Annotated in this window: 14 protein-coding genes, 1 tRNA gene and 1 pseudogene; all 16 read right to left on the minus strand. The window is 70.0% G+C overall.

What is annotated here, in order from left to right; translation table 11 throughout:
- A partial coding sequence (locus ABGB16_RS25135; protein WP_347670556.1) for a reverse transcriptase N-terminal domain-containing protein occupies window positions 1–300 on the minus strand: 300 nt, incomplete at its 3' end.
- A gap of 100 nt (window positions 301–400) precedes the next feature.
- Window positions 401–532: a hypothetical protein gene (locus ABGB16_RS25140; RefSeq protein WP_347670557.1), complete on the minus strand. Its 132-nt coding sequence runs from the start codon at window positions 530–532 to the stop codon at window positions 401–403.
- Between the two features lie 156 nt (window positions 533–688).
- Window positions 689–2,140 carry an ATP-binding protein gene (locus ABGB16_RS25145; RefSeq protein WP_347670558.1) on the minus strand — a complete coding sequence of 484 codons (1,452 nt, stop codon included), beginning with the start codon at window positions 2,138–2,140 and terminating at the stop codon, window positions 689–691.
- A 1,081-nt stretch (window positions 2,141–3,221) separates the two neighbouring features.
- On the minus strand, window positions 3,222–4,682 hold the full coding sequence (locus tag ABGB16_RS25150; protein ID WP_347670559.1) for an SDR family NAD(P)-dependent oxidoreductase: 1,461 nt from the start codon (window positions 4,680–4,682) through the stop codon (window positions 3,222–3,224).
- 630 nt (window positions 4,683–5,312) lie between these two features.
- Window positions 5,313–6,055, minus strand: a pseudogene (locus ABGB16_RS25155) (50S ribosomal protein L11 methyltransferase).
- A gap of 119 nt (window positions 6,056–6,174) precedes the next feature.
- A complete protein-coding gene (locus tag ABGB16_RS25160; protein ID WP_073838002.1) occupies window positions 6,175–6,378 on the minus strand; it encodes a cold-shock protein in 204 nt (67 codons plus the stop codon).
- A 196-nt stretch (window positions 6,379–6,574) separates the two neighbouring features.
- Window positions 6,575–7,999: a DEAD/DEAH box helicase gene (locus ABGB16_RS25165; RefSeq protein ID WP_347670560.1), complete on the minus strand. Its 1,425-nt coding sequence runs from the start codon at window positions 7,997–7,999 to the stop codon at window positions 6,575–6,577.
- 550 nt (window positions 8,000–8,549) lie between these two features.
- Complete coding sequence (locus ABGB16_RS25170) at window positions 8,550–8,696, minus strand: hypothetical protein (RefSeq protein ID WP_347670561.1); 147 nt, start codon at window positions 8,694–8,696, stop codon at window positions 8,550–8,552.
- 621 nt (window positions 8,697–9,317) lie between these two features.
- Window positions 9,318–9,620, minus strand: coding sequence for a DUF4193 domain-containing protein (locus ABGB16_RS25175; RefSeq protein WP_347670562.1), 303 nt, complete (start codon window positions 9,618–9,620; stop codon window positions 9,318–9,320).
- A 1,447-nt stretch (window positions 9,621–11,067) separates the two neighbouring features.
- Window positions 11,068–11,141 (minus strand) — tRNA-Pro (locus ABGB16_RS25180).
- Window positions 11,142–11,321: 180 nt separating this feature from the next.
- The gene (der, locus tag ABGB16_RS25185; RefSeq protein WP_347670581.1) at window positions 11,322–12,704 is read right to left on the minus strand and encodes a ribosome biogenesis GTPase Der; all 1,383 of its coding nucleotides are present in this window, start codon (window positions 12,702–12,704) and stop codon (window positions 11,322–11,324) included.
- Window positions 12,705–12,721: 17 nt separating this feature from the next.
- Complete coding sequence (cmk, locus tag ABGB16_RS25190; RefSeq protein ID WP_347670563.1) at window positions 12,722–13,402, minus strand: (d)CMP kinase; 681 nt, start codon at window positions 13,400–13,402, stop codon at window positions 12,722–12,724.
- A gap of 168 nt (window positions 13,403–13,570) precedes the next feature.
- A complete protein-coding gene (locus tag ABGB16_RS25195; RefSeq protein WP_347670564.1) occupies window positions 13,571–14,341 on the minus strand; it encodes a pseudouridine synthase in 771 nt (256 codons plus the stop codon).
- Entirely contained in the window at window positions 14,328–15,314 is a 987-nt protein-coding gene (gene scpB / locus ABGB16_RS25200; RefSeq protein ID WP_347670582.1) for an SMC-Scp complex subunit ScpB, read from the minus strand. The genes ABGB16_RS25195 and scpB overlap by 14 nt, the downstream gene beginning before the upstream one ends.
- A 143-nt stretch (window positions 15,315–15,457) precedes the next feature.
- Window positions 15,458–16,375, minus strand: a complete 918-nt coding sequence (locus ABGB16_RS25205; protein ID WP_347670583.1) for a segregation/condensation protein A — start codon at window positions 16,373–16,375, stop codon at window positions 15,458–15,460.
- Window positions 16,376–16,701: 326 nt separating this feature from the next.
- Window positions 16,702–17,625 (minus strand): ParA family protein, encoded by a 924-nt coding sequence (locus ABGB16_RS25210; RefSeq protein WP_347670565.1) that lies wholly within the window; start codon window positions 17,623–17,625, stop codon window positions 16,702–16,704.
- Between the last annotated feature and the right edge of the window lie 70 nt (window positions 17,626–17,695).

Raw genomic sequence — 17,695 nt, forward strand, 5'->3', positions numbered from 1 at the left:
GGTCAGGGCCACCTGACCGTCGATCCCGGCCGTCATCCGACCAGCGTTGACCTCCGTCACCCGCCGCACGCTGACCAGCGTGTTACTGCGGGAACGGAGCATCAATTTCTGCAAGTTACGGACCTTACGCAGGTCCCCTGCCTTCGACGCCGTGAAGATCCTCTGCCGCAGACGCCGTACGTTGTCCTCGGCTTCCCGCCAATCGATCGCGGTCCAGTCGGGGAGTCCGTCCTCAGGTCCGTTCACCGTCACGGCGCCCACGGTGGCAGCGGCCACCGTCGTCGTCGCGTTGGCGTCCAACTTGTCCCCCAGTAGTCCGGTGGCCCAGCGGCATGCTCACGCACGTTTGCCCAGGTCGCCTCAAGCATAATCCGGCCGAGTAAAGGGGTCGTCGACCACGTCACCCGCCGTGCTGTGCGGCGGTCTGAACCCGCCGGGCCAACGCCAGGTAACTGTCCACGGCGCCAGGACGCACGTCGAGGTGCACGATCGTGCCGTTGTGGTGTTCGGCGAGATTCACAACGACTGCCACCGCGGGCGCGTCTTCGTCTCCGGCAACGAACGCACGGCGAACCCGCTCAGCGTGAGCAGTCAACTTCTCCGCCGCATCTGGCCCACCCGCACGAGAACCATCGCATCGCGCGGAAGCGGCTCAACCCGGAGCAGATCGCGTAGGCGGCCTGTGCGGTTACCCCCGCCAGGCCGACAAGATCTCCGAAGGACCCCACACCACATCCGCTTTCGTCGAGTCGACCTGTGGCGACACGCCGCTGAGGGAGACGATCACGAGCCCGCAACGGCCGTGGTCGAAGCCGGGCACCTGTGCCGCGCCCGCCGCCAGTTCGGCAAGGTCGCGCGCGTCGAAAGGACTGCTGAGCCATTTGATCGAACCCGCGAAGTAGACGGTCTGAGCCACCGGCGCCCGGTCCGCGCCAATGATGTCGATCTCCGGGTTGAACTGGCGGTTCCACCAACCCCCAACCGCCTGCACGTCTGACCAGGGCAGGCTTCCGGCGATCGCGGCGAGTTCCAGGGACTCTCGGATAAGCGGTTCGACGGCGCGGCCACGCCATCCCTTCCAACGCCGCTGGACGAGTTTGAATGCTGCCTCCGGGCGGCCTCGACGGGCCTGTTCCTGCGCGCCACGGAGAATCGCCAGGTACAAGCGTAAGTTGCTGTCGGCGACTCGATACAACGCCGGTCTGCTCGGCTTCGTCGACAGCGGCTCGTCGACGGCCAGCACCCTCTTTTCCTCCACCAGCCGGCGCAGGAGAGGGGAGAGCAGACCGGACGCGAGCGGAGTTTGGGCGCCGCCTGCCGTCGAGGCGATGTTGGCATAGGCCCGATCGCCGCCACCGATTGCCTCAAGGACGCGGCGTGCCTGGTCCGGCGCGGGGAACTCGGCCAGCAGCGCCGCTTCCGGGATGCTGAAGACGACCGAGGCCGGATCGGCGCACTCCTCTTCGAGGAAGGCCAGCGGCGGCTTGGCCGGTGGCCAGGCCCGAATGATCCCCGGGAGACCTCCGCAGATCAGATGCGCATCAATTGCATCTGCCCCGCTGAGATCCAGCGCGCGCGCTGTCTCCGCCGGGTTCAGCGGCCCGAGCACGAGCGCGTCGGCGCGGCCGAAAAACGGCCGGTCGTATGCGGTCAGCCGCTCCATCATGTGGACGTCGCTGCCTAGGAGCAGAAGGAGTACGGGCTTGGTGGACAGTAGCCGGTCCCAAGCCGTCTGCAACGCGCCGTCGAAGAGCGCATCCTGCTCGGCAAGCCATGGAACCTCGTCGATAACGACCACGGATGGGACGTCCGGGAGGACAGAGGCTAGCGACCGGAAGGCGTCTGGCCAACCTCCGGCGGATATCGGCACCAAATCCGGGTTCGTCGGCAGCGGTGAATCACGCAACTCGGCCAGGAAGGTGGAGATCGCCTCGGTAGAGGACGCACCCTTGGTTGCGGCGTAGAAGAGGTAAGGCACCTCAGCGCGGTTGCAGAACTCCTGGACGAGCCGCGATTTGCCCACCTGGCGCCGGCCCCGGATGGTGACCGCCAGTCCGGCACTCCCTGTTCGGAGCCGGTCCAGCCGCTTCTGCAACAAGGCAAGTTCGGCCGTTCGGCCGACGAAGGTTCCCGCCATCATGTAATCCCAGTCTACGTAGACGCCTTCTACGTAGACTCACTCTACCAAGCTTCTGTTGCCTGCCTCGTAGGAACCACGCCCCGGCGTCGCAAGGGTGGCGGGTAGTTGCCGGCGCGATTCCGCTCCAACCCCGCCTACACCTTCGGCACCGTCGTACGGCGGGCCGGCGAGAAACGCCGCCGCCGATGACCCGATCGACCTGACCTACATCCTCGCCAATGCCGGCGTGGGCCCCCACCGGCTGGCAAACGTGAAGTGGTCGGGGCCGCCCGTGCCGGCCTTCGCCGAACGGCGGCAGACGCGGCTGGCCGACCGGGGCCGAGGCTGACCGACGGCTCAGGCCATCGGTTGGCCCAGAACCACCCTGACGATCTACTTGCCCCAGCATCGGTTTGTTCACCGCGGGTCCCGGCGGGGCGATCATGCATTGGTACGCGCGCGCTGACTCGCCGACGGAGCGCGAAGGCGCTACCGCCGTGCGGGGACTCGTTTGCGTAGGAGGTCGAGGTTCGGGCAGCCGTTTGACCGGTCAGCCAAGGACAGCGGCAGGCAGAATGTCTGGTACGAAGTTCTGCATCCCCTCGTCCGCGACCCTGCCGTCCAGGTCCGTTACGTAACGGCACGGCGTCGGGCAGCAATAGCACCAGCGCCTCAAGGCAGCCCAGCAGCCCCACCATCAACGAGCCGGCCGCAGCGCACGCAATGGCGATCCAGATTCGTTTGCGTTGGCTCATGGCTCGCCCTTCTCGCTGCGGCACGCAGGCTACCAACCGCAAGAGCCTGAGCCAGATTGGCCGAGGCGTCTCAACCAGCCGCCACCTGCGGCGATCACCGTTCGCCCCTCTATTAGATTAGGAGGGCCGGGGTTCGGGGCGGAGCCTTGAGGTCCCTTAGGTTCCAGCCAGCGAGTACGCCAGTTCATGGCATCGAACAGGGCCTCTGCCAGGGCCGGCCGGTTTGTTGCACCGATCCTGTCCAGCGCCCTGTGGATAACCTCCTACTGGACCTGTGGTGGACGGGGCGACGGTGCTGACCGTGCCGGCCTGAGCCTGGGCGGCCGACGGCGGGGTGGGCGGGCCGATCACCAGGCGCAGGGCGCGTAGTCCTTGAGGAAGCAGCCGTACAAGTCTTCGCCCTGTTCGCCGCGGACGATCGGGTCGTAAACGCGGGCCGCGCCGTCGACTAGGTCCAGCGGGGCGTGGAAGCCGGCGTCCGCCAGCCGCATCTTCGTCGGGTGGGGCCGCTCGTCGGTGATCCAGCCAGTATCGACGCTGGTCATGAGGATGCCATCGGCCAGCATCTCCTGGGCGCTGGTCCGGGTCAGCATGTTCAGCGCGGCCTTGGCCATGTTGGTGTGCGGGTGCCCCGGCCCCTTGTAGCCGCGGGCGAACTGGCCCTCCATCGCCGACACGTTCACCACGTACTTGCGGCGGGCCGTCGCTGCGGCCATCGCCGATCGCAGCCGACTGACCAGCACGAACGGCGCGGTCACGTTGCACAGCTGCACTTCAAGCAGCTCGACCGGGTCCACCTCGTGCACCCGCTGCACCCAACTGTTGACCGGGTCGAGGTCCGGCACCAGACCGCCGGCGTCGATGGCGCTGGCTGCCGCGATCCGTTCCGGCGAGGCGGAGCCGCTGGTCAACGCCAGCGCGGCGAGCGCGTGCGGGGAGATCGCGGGCGACTTCGGTGGGCCGATCAGGCTGCCCGCCGGGTCGCCCCGGCCGGCCGGTTTGGCGAACGTGATCATCTCCGGCAGCGGACCGTCCGGCAGGGCCGCCACCTCGCTGGCGACGAGTTGCGCGTACGCCCCAGGCGTGCGGCGGACGGTCTGCGCCGCGTTGTTGATCAGGATGTCGAGTGGTCCCTGGCCGCTGACCGAGTCAGCAAGGGCGATCACCTGGGCGGGGTCGCGTAGGTCGATCCCGACGATCCGCAGGCGGTGGAGCCAGTCCGCGCTGTCGGGCATCGCGGTGAATCGGCGGACCGCGTCGTGGGGAAACCGTGTGGTCACCGTGGTGTGCGCGCCGTCGCGCAGCAGCCGCAGCGCGATGTACATGCCGATCTTCGCCCGGCCGCCGGTGAGCAGCGCGCGCCGGCCGGTAAGGTCGGTGCGGGCGTCCCGGCGCTCCCGGTTGAGCGCGGCGCAGGGCGGGCAGAGCTGATGGTAGAAGGCGTCCACCTCGCGGTAGCGCTGCTTGCAGACGTAGCAGCCGCGCGGATTGTGCAGGAAGCCGGCCGTGGCACCCACGGTGGGGGAGGCGAGCGGGTTGCCCTGGGTCTCGTCGTCGATCCGGCCCGGCGCGCCGGTGGCGGTGGCCGCCGTCACCGCGCGGTCGGCCGCCGCGATGGCATCCCGCTGTTCCTTGCGTCGCCGCTGCTTGATCACCTTGTAGAGCTTCGCGGTGGCCCGCTGCACCCGCACCACGTCGGGGTGATCGGGAGGAAGGTCCTCCAACGCCTCGAAGACGCTGAGACAGGTCTCCAGCCGGGTCGGATCAATGCCGTATTGACCGGTTTCCGTAATGTTGTCCGCCGTCATGCCGTCGCTGTCTCGTCCCGTTCCCTGCGCCGGATCTACCCGGCTCACCCCAAGTCCGACCCGGAACTGTACGCACCGCACGGCCTCCGACGCATCCCGCGCCTGTTCATCAGCCCGAAGACCGTCGAGGCCAACCTCGCCCGGGTCTATATTTCCAGGTCAGAAACCCGTAGCCGGAACGCCGGTAACGGGCTTCTTGCCGTTTGCCCCGTCAGACCGTGGTGCGTCACCCGACCAGCCATCGGCACCTGATGACTCGGATGGGCAGTGGGTTCTACTTGATCAAGTGCGAGCGAACCGCGATGGGGTTGGAGCCGAGAAGCACTCCGCCAGGGCGGCCGACGAACAGGCGGCTGCCCGGCAGGTCGAGCCCCAACAGGGGCCGAAGGCGATGCTCTCACAGTTGGAACACGACGTAGGCGGGACCTCGTAGCGCCGGGTCAGGCCGGGCTCGGCGGTAACAATTCTCCGTCGAGTGGTGGCGGTTATCTATGAATGTTCACGACCTCGCCGGCCGGCCCCTGCGGGTCGAACAGGTCGAGGCCATCGCTCTCTGACCGGTTGCCGTAGACCGTCTCAGATACGGCGCTCGCCCGCACGGCGCCAGTGGCGCTGGCAATAGCTTCCGGCTCACTCACGGGTGCGGCAGTGATGGGATTCACGCCGCAGCCGTGTGGCCGGGCCCCGCCGGTCGTCCACCTTGTCGCGTCGTGGCTTGAGCACGCTCGTCAGGTGAAGCTGCGCGTCTTCCGGAGCGCCGCTTATCGGCACCTCGTACGTCGCCACCCGCTCCAGCCAGCATGGGGAACGTGGCCCCGGTCCGGATCGCCAACAAGGACCCGAGCGCCCTTCGCGACGACGCGGGCGAGGAACGGCAGCATCCGGGCCGCCACAGACGGGTGGTAGAGCGCGTCACCGGCCAACACCACATCCACGCCGTCAACGTCGCCGTCAAGCAGGTCTTTCGACGACAGGGTCAACTCGACGCCGTTGGCGTGGACGTTGGCGTTGATTGCCGCGATCGAGTAGGGGTCGATGTCGTTGGCGGTTACCCCGGCGGCGCCGGCTATCGCTGCGGCGATAGCGACCAGTCCGGAGCCGGATGCGACGTCGAGGACATGGCAACCGGCCACGGTGTCCGGGTGATCGAGGATGTAACGCGCGAGAGCCTGTCCGCCGGTCCAGGCCGACGCCCAGAACGGCGGCGGGAGGACGTGGCCCGCTTCGGCTTCGAGTCGGGCCCAGAGGACGATCGCGTCCTCGGCCATGACCAGTCGCACCTCTGGCACCAGCGGCACCGGGGCCAGCCGGAGCCGGTCGATGCTGGCGGTCCCGGCCGCGTACTCGGGGGCGGACAGCGCTTGCAACACCAGCGGTTTGAGGCCGGGAAGGAGCGCGGTGTCGGAGCGGACCGGCATTCGCCGGTCCGTGATCTCAGCCACCGCCGTGGCGGCGGGCGAGGCCTCGTCGCCACGGCTTGGCGGAGTCAACGTCAGACCAGACGGATGTTGGCGGCCTGAAGCCCCTTCTGGCCCTGCTCGACGTCAAACTCGACCCGCTGGTTCTCTTCCAGGCTGCGGAACCCGCTCGATGAGATGGCGGAGAAGTGGGCGAAGACGTCAGCGCCGCCACCATCCTGCGCGATAAAGCCAAAGCCCTTGTCCGCGTTGAACCACTTGACTGTGCCGAATGCCATGTCTTCTCCTTTGGGTAGCGGATGGAGCCACGTACGGACCCTCGGTTGCCGCCGCTGCTGGTCCGGAAGAACCGGCAGGACAAAAAGCGCCTGGCGGGTTAGATACCCACCAGGCGCTGGCAAAGTATGCGACAAACCGAAGGTTGCAACCCGGTGAGGCTAGCACGGGCGCGCCACGCGCGCGGTGTCTTCGCTGTCAGCGCTGACCGCGCCGGCTACCAACCCGCGTGCCGGAAGAGAACGCCGCCGCGCCCCGTGTGGCGGACGTTTCCGCGGCACTCGCCCGACGACCTTCCGAGCCTCTCCCGCGCGTTGCGCTGGCGGTCGATCCGCCCGTCGCCGTGCGCGGATCCGGGTGCCGCGTGGCGCTGTGGCCTGGTCCGTGATGTGGCGCCGTCGTCGCTACGGGAGGCGTCACGAAGCGGCGCTCGCCCGGGGCGAGTTCGGTGAGCAGCGAGTCACCGGGCCGAAGCCGGGTGATCGTCGGGTTGATGCCGGCCTGGCGGGTGAAATCGCGCACGTCGGTGACCTGGTCGTCGGTCATCAGGGTGACGACGGTGCCGCTCGCTCCGGCACGCGCGGTCCGCCCCGAGCGGTGCAGGTATGCCTTGTGCTCGGCAGGCGGGTCGGCGTGGATCACGAGAGCTACGTCGTCGACGTGGATACCGCGCGCCGCGATGTCGGTCGCGACAAGCGTGCGGGCGTCGCCGGCAGAGAACGCCGCCAGATTGCGGGTCCGGGCGTTCTGCGCCAGGTTGCCGTGCAGCTCCACAGCGGGCACGCCCGAAGCGACCAGTTGACTGGTCAGCTTCTTGGCGCCCCGCTTGGTGCGGGTGAATACGAGCGTTCGCCCCGGGGCGGCCGTCAGGTCGATCAGGACGGGAAGCCGGTCATCGTGACGCACCCGGAGCACGTGGTGGGTCATCGCGGCGACCGGGGACATCGCCGAGTCGACGCTGTGGGTGACTGGGTTGGAGAGGTACCGCCGTACGAGGACGTCAACGCCCGCGTCGAGCGTCGCCGAGAACAGCAGCCGCTGGGAGCGGGGCGGTGTCTTGTCGAGGAGTCGCCGTACGAGCGGCAGGAAGCCCAGGTCGGCCATGTGGTCCGCCTCGTCGAGCACCGTGACCTCGACGGCGTCGAGGATCGCGTGGCCGTTCGAAACGTGATCGGCGAGCCGGCCGGGACAGGCGATGAGGATATCGACCCCGGCACGCAGTGCACCGACCTGTGGCCGCGCGCTCACCCCACCGAAGATCGTCAGGGTCCGCAGCGACAGCGCGGTGGCCAGCGGTGCGATCGTCGCTTCGATCTGGGTCGCCAGCTCGCGAGTGGGCGCCAGGATGAGCGAGCGCGGGCGGCCGGGCAGCCGCGGAGACGTGGCGGCCGAGAGCCGGGCGAGGACCGGGAGAGCGAAGGCGTATGTCTTGCCCGATCCCGTCCTGCCACGACCTAGCACGTCGCGTCCGGCGAGTGAATCCGCGAGCGTCGCGGCCTGGATCGGGAATGGCGTGTTGATGCCCGCCTGCTCGAGCGCGGCGACCAGGCGGCCGGGCACGCCAAGGTCGGCGAAGGAGGTGGGTGTGACAAGGGGTGTCTTGCTGGGGCGGAGTGCCGCCATGGGAGTCTCCGCACGTGGAAGGGGTCGCCCTGCACGGCGCTGACCGATTGGTCGCGGCGCATGGTGGTCGACATCAGAGGCAGGCCGTGGTCGGAACCGGCGGACTGGTTGATCAATCTACCCGCACCCGGGCCCAGGCCGTACACGATGGCTTTTTGGGTTAGGGTTCGACGGGCCGAGCGAAACGGATCCACGCCCCCCGGCGAGCGGCCGGATCCGCCCCGCTCATTTGGCACCCGGCTTGCATGTGCGAGCGGGTGGGTCGCGCGTTGGCGCGCAAACTTGGAGCAGCTCTTGACTGATGTAACCGCGCATGATCCGAATTTGTTCCGTGAAGCACCGGGAGCAGATGCGGCTTTCGACCACACACCTGCCGTCGACGTAAGTTCGGCTGCGATGACCCGCCTGCGCACCCCGTTCCGTGTCGAGCGTGACGCCGACCGGAAGCCGACGGCTCGTTAGGCATCACGACGCAACGGAGCCCAGTCGGTAGGGCTACCACGCGTGTCGGTTCGACGCGTCGCAGGTACCGACGTCCCTTTGAGGTGGATCAGCACGTCTCCACGACTGGACCACCAGATCGGGCGGTGGCGGTGGACCGCCGCTCGGCCTTGCCCGCGTACGTTGTCGCGTCGGCCATCCCGGTCAACGTGTCCCCGTCGAGGTTGTTGCCGCGATCCGCGACCGCCGCACCCATCGGGACGCCGGTCGGGGTGGGCGCCGCAGTGCAACAGCGCACGGTGTAGGCGCCGCTCGTCTCGGCACCGGTGATGAGAGTCGGACAGCTTATGACATGACCAGCTTGGGGCTTGACTGGATGGCTGGGAGGTACGTGCGCCGAGGCGGTCGAACGTGGTCGCTGTCGGCGCGCTGTTGAATCGCTTCGATCGGTCGTGGATACGCTCGCCGGACATCCGCTCAGAAAGACATACGCGGCGCTGCGAAGGCGGCGCTCCGCGGATGCGTCCTGTGCCGGCCCGGTCAGGTCTCCTGACTCTCGTCCACAATCCGTGGCTTCCCGATTATGTCGGCCGCCTTCCCAAGATCATTACCGTTCGTCTTTCTGCAGGTGGTGCTATACGGTCAGCAGGTGAGAATCGAACGCCATTGGTGGAACGGGGACCGGAGTCCGCGGGGGCGTCGCGACGTCTACATCCGCACCGACGGCCAGCGATGGGAAGTAGAGGCGCAGACCGGCGGCATCACAGGCCGATCGAAGCTACACCCCTGTCCGAGTCGGGCGTCCGCAAAGATCCTCGCCGACGCGTGGCTGGGTGGTCGTCCGGAGTGGCGAGAGATGGTGCCCTGACAGTGGAGGTCAGGAGCACTCCTGGCAGACCTCCCGGCCGTCGGGCTGTGCGGCGAACTGACTGCGGTGGTGCACCAGAAAGCAGCGCGCGCATCGAAACTCGTCCGGCTGCATCGGCACGACAGCTACGGTCAGTTCCTCGCCGGACAGGTCCGCGCCGGGCAACTCGAAGTTCTCGGCAGCCTCGGCCTCGTCGAGGTCGACTCTCGCTGACTGTGACGCCGCGCCGCGCGCCTTGAGTTCCTCCAGGCTGTCGTCTTCAACCTCAACAACGGGTCGGCGCGGTGCGTCGTAATCGACGGGCTTGCTCATTGTGATGGCCTCTCCGGCTTGGTTCATGGGTGTCACGACGGTAGACCGCGGGGGTCACGTCGTGGCGCTCAAGAGAGCGGTGGAAGGGTAGCGCTCACCCTTGGATGCGAGGGGCACCGTCGGCAATGATCGCCCAGGTGGAGAACAGCTCCGCACTCCCCGGCCATGGCCGGTCCTGAAGGGCACTGCGAGACGATGTCCAGGACCGGTCGTTGCCGTCTGTCGCCCTCGCGAAGAGGTAATCCGTGACCGCGACGCGAAGTGCACGCCCACGTTCTTTGCCTCTGAAGGCATCGACATCCTGCATACCCCGCCGCAAGCGCCGAGGCCAATGCGTACGCGGAGAGACGGGTGCGCACGGTACGTCGCGAGTGCCTCAACGGGATCACCCCCGCCCTTGCTGACGACCCTGGCCGAACACGTCACGCACTACAACGAGCACCGACCGCATCAGGCCCGATATCAAAGCATCCGCTTGGCGTAAACCGCGATGATCATCCTTTCGGGGTTGACTGAGGCCGTCGAAGTTCGGAGACCCCTGCTGCTCGCGCGCTGCGTCCCCGCCACCATCGCCGCAGACACCCGGAGCCGTGTGCCGACGAAGGCCCCACCAACGGATCAACCACTTCGGCGGTTGCCCCACTGGCGCGGGCTCTGGACCGAGCCCCGACCATCGAGGCGCTGACCCTTTCCATACGGATGAGGCGAGGCGACCTTGCCCTTCCCGCGTCGGGCAGCCCGATTTGCGTAAACGGCAGGCTCGTCGGTCTCGGTCTCGGTCTCGGCCGTGGTTGGCGTGTCGGCGTCGTCGGCGTGGGCGTCTTGAACGGGCTCAGGCTCCGGCATCGGTATCTCCCTGGATTCGTGGGGCTTCCTTCGGACGATCGCCAGCCGGCGGACGCAGACTGCTCCGGAAGCTCGGCGAACTGCGTGACGCCGGGATCTTAACCGAGGAGGAGTTCACGGCTGAGCCAAGAGGACGTTCGCCTGGTTCACCGGCTACCGCCGACTGACCATCCGCTACGAACGCTCGGCCAGCCTCTACTGCGCGTTCGTCACCCTCGCCGCCGCACTCACCTGCCACAAGCGCTACCTCAAACTCACCACCTGAGACACGCTCTAACCCCGTGACGCCATCGGCGTTCGCGCGGGATGGCCTAGATGATCGTCGCGATTTCGGCAACTGGGCTGCCCTCACGCATGAATTAGCCACAGGGGGCCGTGCCCTTTATATCCGAAATCGTCTGCCGTTAAGCGGTCCAGCAGTGACCACACGACGCCGAGGCAGTACGCGTACCAGGCAATTCACAGCAGAGGCAACCAAGATCGGCTCGCTAAACCCACCCGAGTCAAGGGGTCCAGCAACGCCTCACACGCCACCACGTCTAGCCAGATCAACAAACTGAGGGCCTCCACAAGCCGCTGACCTGTGGAAACCCTCTCGCTGTCGGGACGGCCGGATTCGAACCGACGACCCCTTGACCCCCAGTCAAGTGCGCTACCAAGCTGCGCCACGTCCCGATGCTACCGCGCGGCATTCATCTCCCCGCGACAGCCGGTACAGCTTAGCGCACGATCTTCCCTCCGTCCGCACGGGCCCCACCCGATCCTCCGGCGCGCCGCGACCCTCTCACACCCCCTAGAGCATCCTAGGAGGGTGGGGTGGGCGGGGCCTGCTGGCGGCCCCGCCCACCCCACGGGTCAGCCGTGCGCCTTGCCCCGCCCGCCCGGGCCGAGCTTCTTGCGCGGGCGTACCGAGATCTCGATCGGGCTGCCCTCGAAGCCGAACTCCTCGCGGAGCTTGCGCTCGACGAACCGCTGGTAGCCGGCGTCCAAGGGGCCGGTGCTGAACAGCACGAAGCGCGGCGGGCAGGTGCCGGCCTGCGTGGCGAAGAGGATGCGCGGCGCCCGCCCGCCCCGCACCGGGTGCGGGGTGGCCTGCACCAGCGCGGTGAGCCACTGGTTGAGCTGCGCAGTCGGCACGCGGGTCTCCCAGCTGGCGAGCGCCTTGCGCAGCGCCGGGGCCAGCCGGTCGACGGCCCGGCCGGTCTTGGCCGAGACGTTGACCCGGATCGCCCAGGGGATGCGGCGCAGCTCCCGCTCGACCTCCTTCTCCAGGTAGTACCGGCGGTCGGCGTCGACCAGGTCCCACTTGTTGAAGGCGAGCACGAGGGCCCGCCCGGCGTCGGTGACCATCGACAGGATCCGCTGGTCCTGCTCGCTGATCGGCTCGCTGGCGTCGAGCAGCACCACCGCCACCTCGGCGGCCTCGATCGCGGACGCGGTACGCAGGCTGGCGTAGTACTCGGTGCCGCTGGCCTTGCCCACCCGTTTGCGCAGGCCCGCGGTGTCCACCAGCTGCCAGGTCTGGCCGCCGATCTCCACGAGGCTGTCGACGGGGTCGACGGTGGTGCCGGCGACGGAGTCGACGACCGCCCGTTCCTCGCCGGAGAACCGGTTGAGCAGGCTGGACTTGCCCACGTTCGGGCGCCCGACCAGGGCCACGCGGCGCGGGCCGCGGGGGCGGTTCTCCAGTACGGCCGGCGCGTCCGGCAGGGCGTCCAGGATGGCGTCGAGCAGGTCGCCGGAGCCCCGGCCGTGCAGCGCGGAGACCGCGTGCGGCTCGCCGAGGCCGAGCGACCACAGCGAGGTCGCCTCCATCTCGACGGAGCTGTTGTCGGCCTTGTTGGCCACCAGGATGACGGGCTTCGCGCTGCGGCGCAGCATCTTCACCGCGGCCTCGTCCACATCGGTGGAGCCGACCACGGCGTCGACCACGAAGAGCACCACGTCGGCCGTGGCGACCGCCGCCTCGGCCTGCGCGGCGATCGCCGCGGCCCGGTCCTTGGCGTCCGGCTCCCAGCCGCCGGTGTCCACCACGGTGAACGCGCGGCCGGACCACTGCGCGTCGTACGGCACCCGGTCCCGGGTCACCCCGGGGACGTCCTCGACGACCGCCTGGCGGCGGCCGATGATCCGGTTGACCAGGGTCGACTTGCCCACGTTGGGGCGGCCCACCACGGCCACCACGGGCTGCGGGCCGGTCTGCTCCTCGGTGTCGAGGTCCGGCTCGCGCAGCTCCACCCAGCCCTCGTCGTTGGTCACGCCACTCCCCGCTCGGTCAGCAGCGAACGCAGCCGGTCGACGACCTCGTCGATGCCCAGCTCCGTGGTGTCCAGCACCACCGCGTCCGCGGCCTGCTGCAACGGGTCGGCCTTGCGGGTGGAGTCGAGCCGGTCCCGGCGGGCCAGGTCGGCGGCGGTCGCGGCCACGTCGGCGGCGTCCTCGGCGCTGCGCCGCTGGGCGCGGGCCTCCGCCGAGGCGGTCAGGTAGACCTTCAGGTCGGCGTCCGGCGCCACGACCGAGCCGATGTCGCGGCCCTCGACCACGATCCGGCCCGCCTGGTCGATCAGCTCCCGCTGGCGGGCCACGAGCAGCGCCCGCACCGCCGGTACGGCGGCCACGGCGGAGACCGCCCCGGTCACCTCGGGGCCCCGGATCTCGCGGTCGACGGAGACGCCGTCGACGGTCACGCCGTACCCCTGGGGGTCGGTGCCGATGCGCAGGTCGGCCTCGGCGGCGACCTTGGCCACCGACTCGGCGTCGGTCAGGTCGACCCCGGAGCGCAGCACCGCCCAGGTGACCGCCCGGTACATCGCGCCGGTGTCCAGGTAGCGGGCGCCGATGCCGCCGGCGAGCCGCCGGGAGACGGTGGACTTACCCGAACCGGACGGCCCGTCCACAGCGACCACGCAGCGCCCGGTCCGTACGTTTTCCTCCACCGTGTTCCTCCTCAGCCCGTGCCTCGCGGGGCCCGGCGGCCCGCCGCGAGCGGTTGTCCGTCGTCGTCAATCATGCCCGCGCCCTGCCGGGGCCGCGCGCGACGCCGCCGTGACGCCCCGTCGCGGGCGTCACGGAAGCCTACCGGTTGTGGTACCCGCGACCGCGGGTCAGTCACCCACCGCCTTGAACAGGGCGGCGACCTCGGCGTTGGTGAGCCGGCGGGTCCGTCCGGCGCGCAGGTCGCCGAGCCGGATCGGCCCGATCGAGGTACGCACCAGCCGCGACACCGGGTGGCCGACCTCGGCCAGCAGCCGCCGGACGATGTGCTTGCGCCCCTCGTGCAGGGTCAGCTCCACCTGGGCGGTCTTGCCCAGGGTGTCCACCACCTTGAAGGAGTCGACCTGCACCGGGCCGTCCTCCAGCTCGACGCCGGCCGCCAGCCGCTTGCCGAGGTTGCGCGGGATCGGCCCGGCGACCTCGCACAGGTACGTCTTCGGCACCCCGTACGAGGGGTGCATGAGCCGGTGGGCGAGGGTGCCGTCGTTGGTGAGCAGCAGCAGGCCCTCGCTGTCCGCGTCGAGCCGCCCGACGTGGTAGACCCGCTGCTCGACCCGGTTGCCGAGGAAGTCGGACAGGGCGGCGCGTCCCTTCTCGTCCGCCATCGTGGAGACGACCCCGCGCGGCTTGTTCATCGCCAGGTAGACCAGGCGGGTGTCGGCCTGCAGACGCTCGCCGTCGACGTGGATGACGTCGCGGGCCGGGTCGGCCCTGTCGCCGAGCTGGGCCACCCGACCGTTGACGGTGACCCGGCGGCGGAAGATCAGGTCCTCGCAGGCGCGTCGGGAGCCCACGCCGGCGGCGGCCAGCACCTTCTGCAGGCGCTCGGCGCCCTCGTACACGGGGGCGTCGGACTTCGGGGCACGGTCATCGCGTCGCATCGGCAAGCTCTTCTACGTCGTCGGGGAGGAACGGGGCGAGCGGGGGCAGCTCGTCGACGGAGTTCAGCCCCAGCTTCTCCAGGAACATCGTGGTGGTCCGGTAGAGGAACGCCCCGCTGTCCGGTTCGGTGCCGCACTCCTCGACCAGGCCGCGGGAGACCAGCGTACGGATCACCCCGTCGCAGTTGACACCCCGGATGGCCGAGATGCGCGAGCGGGTCACCGGCTGCTTGTACGCGACCACGGCGAGGGTCTCCAGCGCCGCCTGGGTCAGGCGTACCGACTGCCCGTCCAGCACGAACCGCTCGACGTACGTCGCGTATTCCGGCCGGGTGTAGAGCCGCCAGCCGCCCGCCGCCCGGCGCAGCTCGAAGCCGTGCCCGGCGGCGGTGTAGCCGGCCGCGATGTCGTCGAGCATCGCCCCGACCCGCTCCGGCGGCTGCTCCAGCACCTTGGCGAGGGTCAGCTCGCTGACCGGCTCGTCGACGACGAGGAGGATGGCCTCCAGCGCCGCCCGCAGCTCGCGGTCGTCGAGCTCGGGCGGCGGCTCGGGCGCGGCGGTCGTCCGCCGTCGCCCCGCCGGCTGCTTCCCGGGTACGCCCGCGCCGCCGCCCCGCTCCCCCGCCGCGCCCGTCGGCTTGGCCGTGTCGGACCGCCAGCCGCCGGAATCGGACTCGGCCGCTTCGGACCGCGCGCCGTCGGAATCCGCTTCGGCCGCTTCGGACCGCGCGCCGTCGGAATCCGGTTCGGCCGCTTCGGACCGCACGCCGCCGGAGTCCGGTTCGGCCGCTTCGGACTGGGCGCCGTCGGAATCCGGTTCGGCCGTTCCGGACCGCGCGCCGTCGGAATCCGGTTCGGCCGCTTCGGACCGCACGCCGCCGGAATCCGGCTCGGCCTCGGACTGCGCGGCGGCGTCCGCCGCCGGGGGCTCGGGCGCTGCCGCGGCCTCGGGCGCGGCGCTCGGCTCCGAGATCTTGGAAGGATCGGGCTCCTCTGGGGGCCGTTCGCTTCCAAGGTCTTCCTCGGGGCGACGGGCGGCGGGGGGTCGGGGGCGCTCCCACGGCGGCACCCAGGCGGCCGCCTGGTCGGCCAGCGAGTCCTGGCGCTCCTCGTCACTCATCCCGCTCCTTCCATCGACTCCATGTCGCCGACATGGTCCGGTCCCGGTGGCCCGGACCCCGCCACGTCGCCGACATCGCGCGGCGGACTCTCGACGCTGCCGGCATACTCGTCGATGCGCAGGTCGGTGCCGCCGTCGGCGGGACCGGTCCACCGTACGGTCAGCTCCGCCAGGGCCTGCTCCTGGACGAAGGAGACCAGCCCCTCCCGGTACAGCTCGAGCAGGGCCAGGAACCGGGCGACCACCTCGAGGGTGGCCTCGCAGTCGGCGCAGAGCAGGGAGAACGTGGCCGTGCCGGCGCGGCGCAGCCGCTCGCTGATGATCGCGGCGTGCTCGCGCACGCTGACCCGGACCATGTGCACGTGGGCGATGGAGACCTCGGGCACCGGCTTCGGGGTCATCGCCTTGACCGCGAGCTTCAGCAGCCGTTCCGGGCCGATGCCGAGGACCAGGTCGGGCAGCGCCTCGGCGTACCGGGGCTCCAGGGTCACGGACCGGGGGTAGCGCCGACCGCCGACCGCCTCCAGCTCGGCGAGGTGCGCCGCCGCCTCCTTGAACGCCTTGTACTGCAACAGGCGGGCGAACAGCAGGTCGCGCGCCTCCAGCAGGGCCAGGTCCTCCTCGTTCTCGACCTCGGCGGCGGGCAGCAGCCGCGCCGCCTTGAGGTCGAGCAGGGTGGCCGCGATCAGCAGGAACTCGCTGGCCTCGTCCAGGTCCCACTGGTCGCCCATCGCGCGGATGTACGCGATGAACTCGTCGGTCACCCGGTGCAGGGCCACCTCGGTGACGTCGAGCTTGTGCTTGCCGATCAGTTGCAGCAGCAGGTCGAACGGGCCGGTGAAGTTGTCCAGCCGGACGGTGAAGCCGGCGGCCTCCGCGCCGGGCAGGCCAGCCTCGGCGGCCGAAGCCGTCACCGGTGTCCCGTCGGGCGCGCCGGCCAGGGCGGGCGGGTCGGCCGCGGTCGCCGGGCCGGACGCGCCGGACGCCGCGCCGGGTGCCGGGCCGGACGCGCCGGACGCCGCGCCGGACGCGCCGGACGCCGCGCCGGGTGCCGGGCCGGACGCGCCGGACGCCGCGCCGGGTGCCGGGCCGGACGCGCCGGTCGCCGCGCCGTCGGCGGGCGGGAGCCCGGCGGGCGGGTCGAGGGGCGGCGCGGTCACCGGACGACCGTAGTCCACGCTCCGGAAGGCCCGACGGGAAGGTGCGTCCCGGGGCGCCCGCCGGTCGTACGGCGCACGGCCTACCGTTCCGCCTGGGCGGCGATCACCTCGCGCGCGAGCTGCCGGTAGTTGCGGGCGCCCGACGAGGCCGGATCGAGGGTGGTGATGGGCGCGCCGGCCACCGTGGACTCGGGGAACTTCACCGTCTTGGTGATCACCGTCTGGTAGACCTTGTCGCCGAACGCCTCGACCACCCGCTGGAGCACCTGCCGGCAGTGGGTGGTGCGGCTGTCGTACATGGTGGCGAGGATGCCCTCCAACTCCAGGTCGAAGTTGAGCCGCTCGCGCACCTTGTCGATGGTGTCCAGGAGCAGGGCCACGCCACGCAGGCTGAAGAACTCGCACTCCAGGGGGATGAGCACCCCGTGGGCGACGGTCAGCGCGTTGATCGCCAGCAGGCCGAGGGACGGCTGGCAGTCGATGAGGATGTAGTCGTACTCCTTGCGGATCGACTTGAGCACCCGGGCCAGGGCCATCTCCCGGGCCACCTCGTTGACGAGCTGGATCTCGGCCGCGGAGAGGTCGATGTTGGCCGGCAGCAGGTGCAGGCCCGCCACGTCCGTCTTGATGAGGACGTCCTCGGGCGTGACGTCGTCCTGCATGAGCAGGTTGTAGACGGACAGGTCGAGGTTGTGCGGGTTGACCCCGAGCCCGACCGAGAGGGCACCCTGGGGATCGAAGTCGACCAGCAGCACGCGGCGGCCGTACTCGGCCAGCGCCGCGCCCAGGTTGATGGTGGTGGTGGTCTTGCCGACGCCGCCCTTCTGGTTGGCCATCGCGATGATCCGGGCCGGGCCGTGCCGGTCGGTGGGCATCGGCTCCGGGATCGGCTTGCGCATCGTGTACGCCGCCGGGTCCGCCGGGCCGAGGTCCGTGCCGAGCGCGGCCTGCTGCTCGCGGAGCTCCGACGTCCAGGTCTCGGCACGGTCACCGTTGCCAGCCATGTCCTCGTTGCCCCCTCCCGACGACCACCCGGCGTCGGAGCCGTCCGACCCCCTCGCGGCGCCGCTGCGC

It is taken from the genome of Micromonospora sp. B11E3, from assembly GCF_039871625.1.
In the GTDB taxonomy this organism is placed as follows: domain Bacteria; phylum Actinomycetota; class Actinomycetes; order Mycobacteriales; family Micromonosporaceae; genus Micromonospora.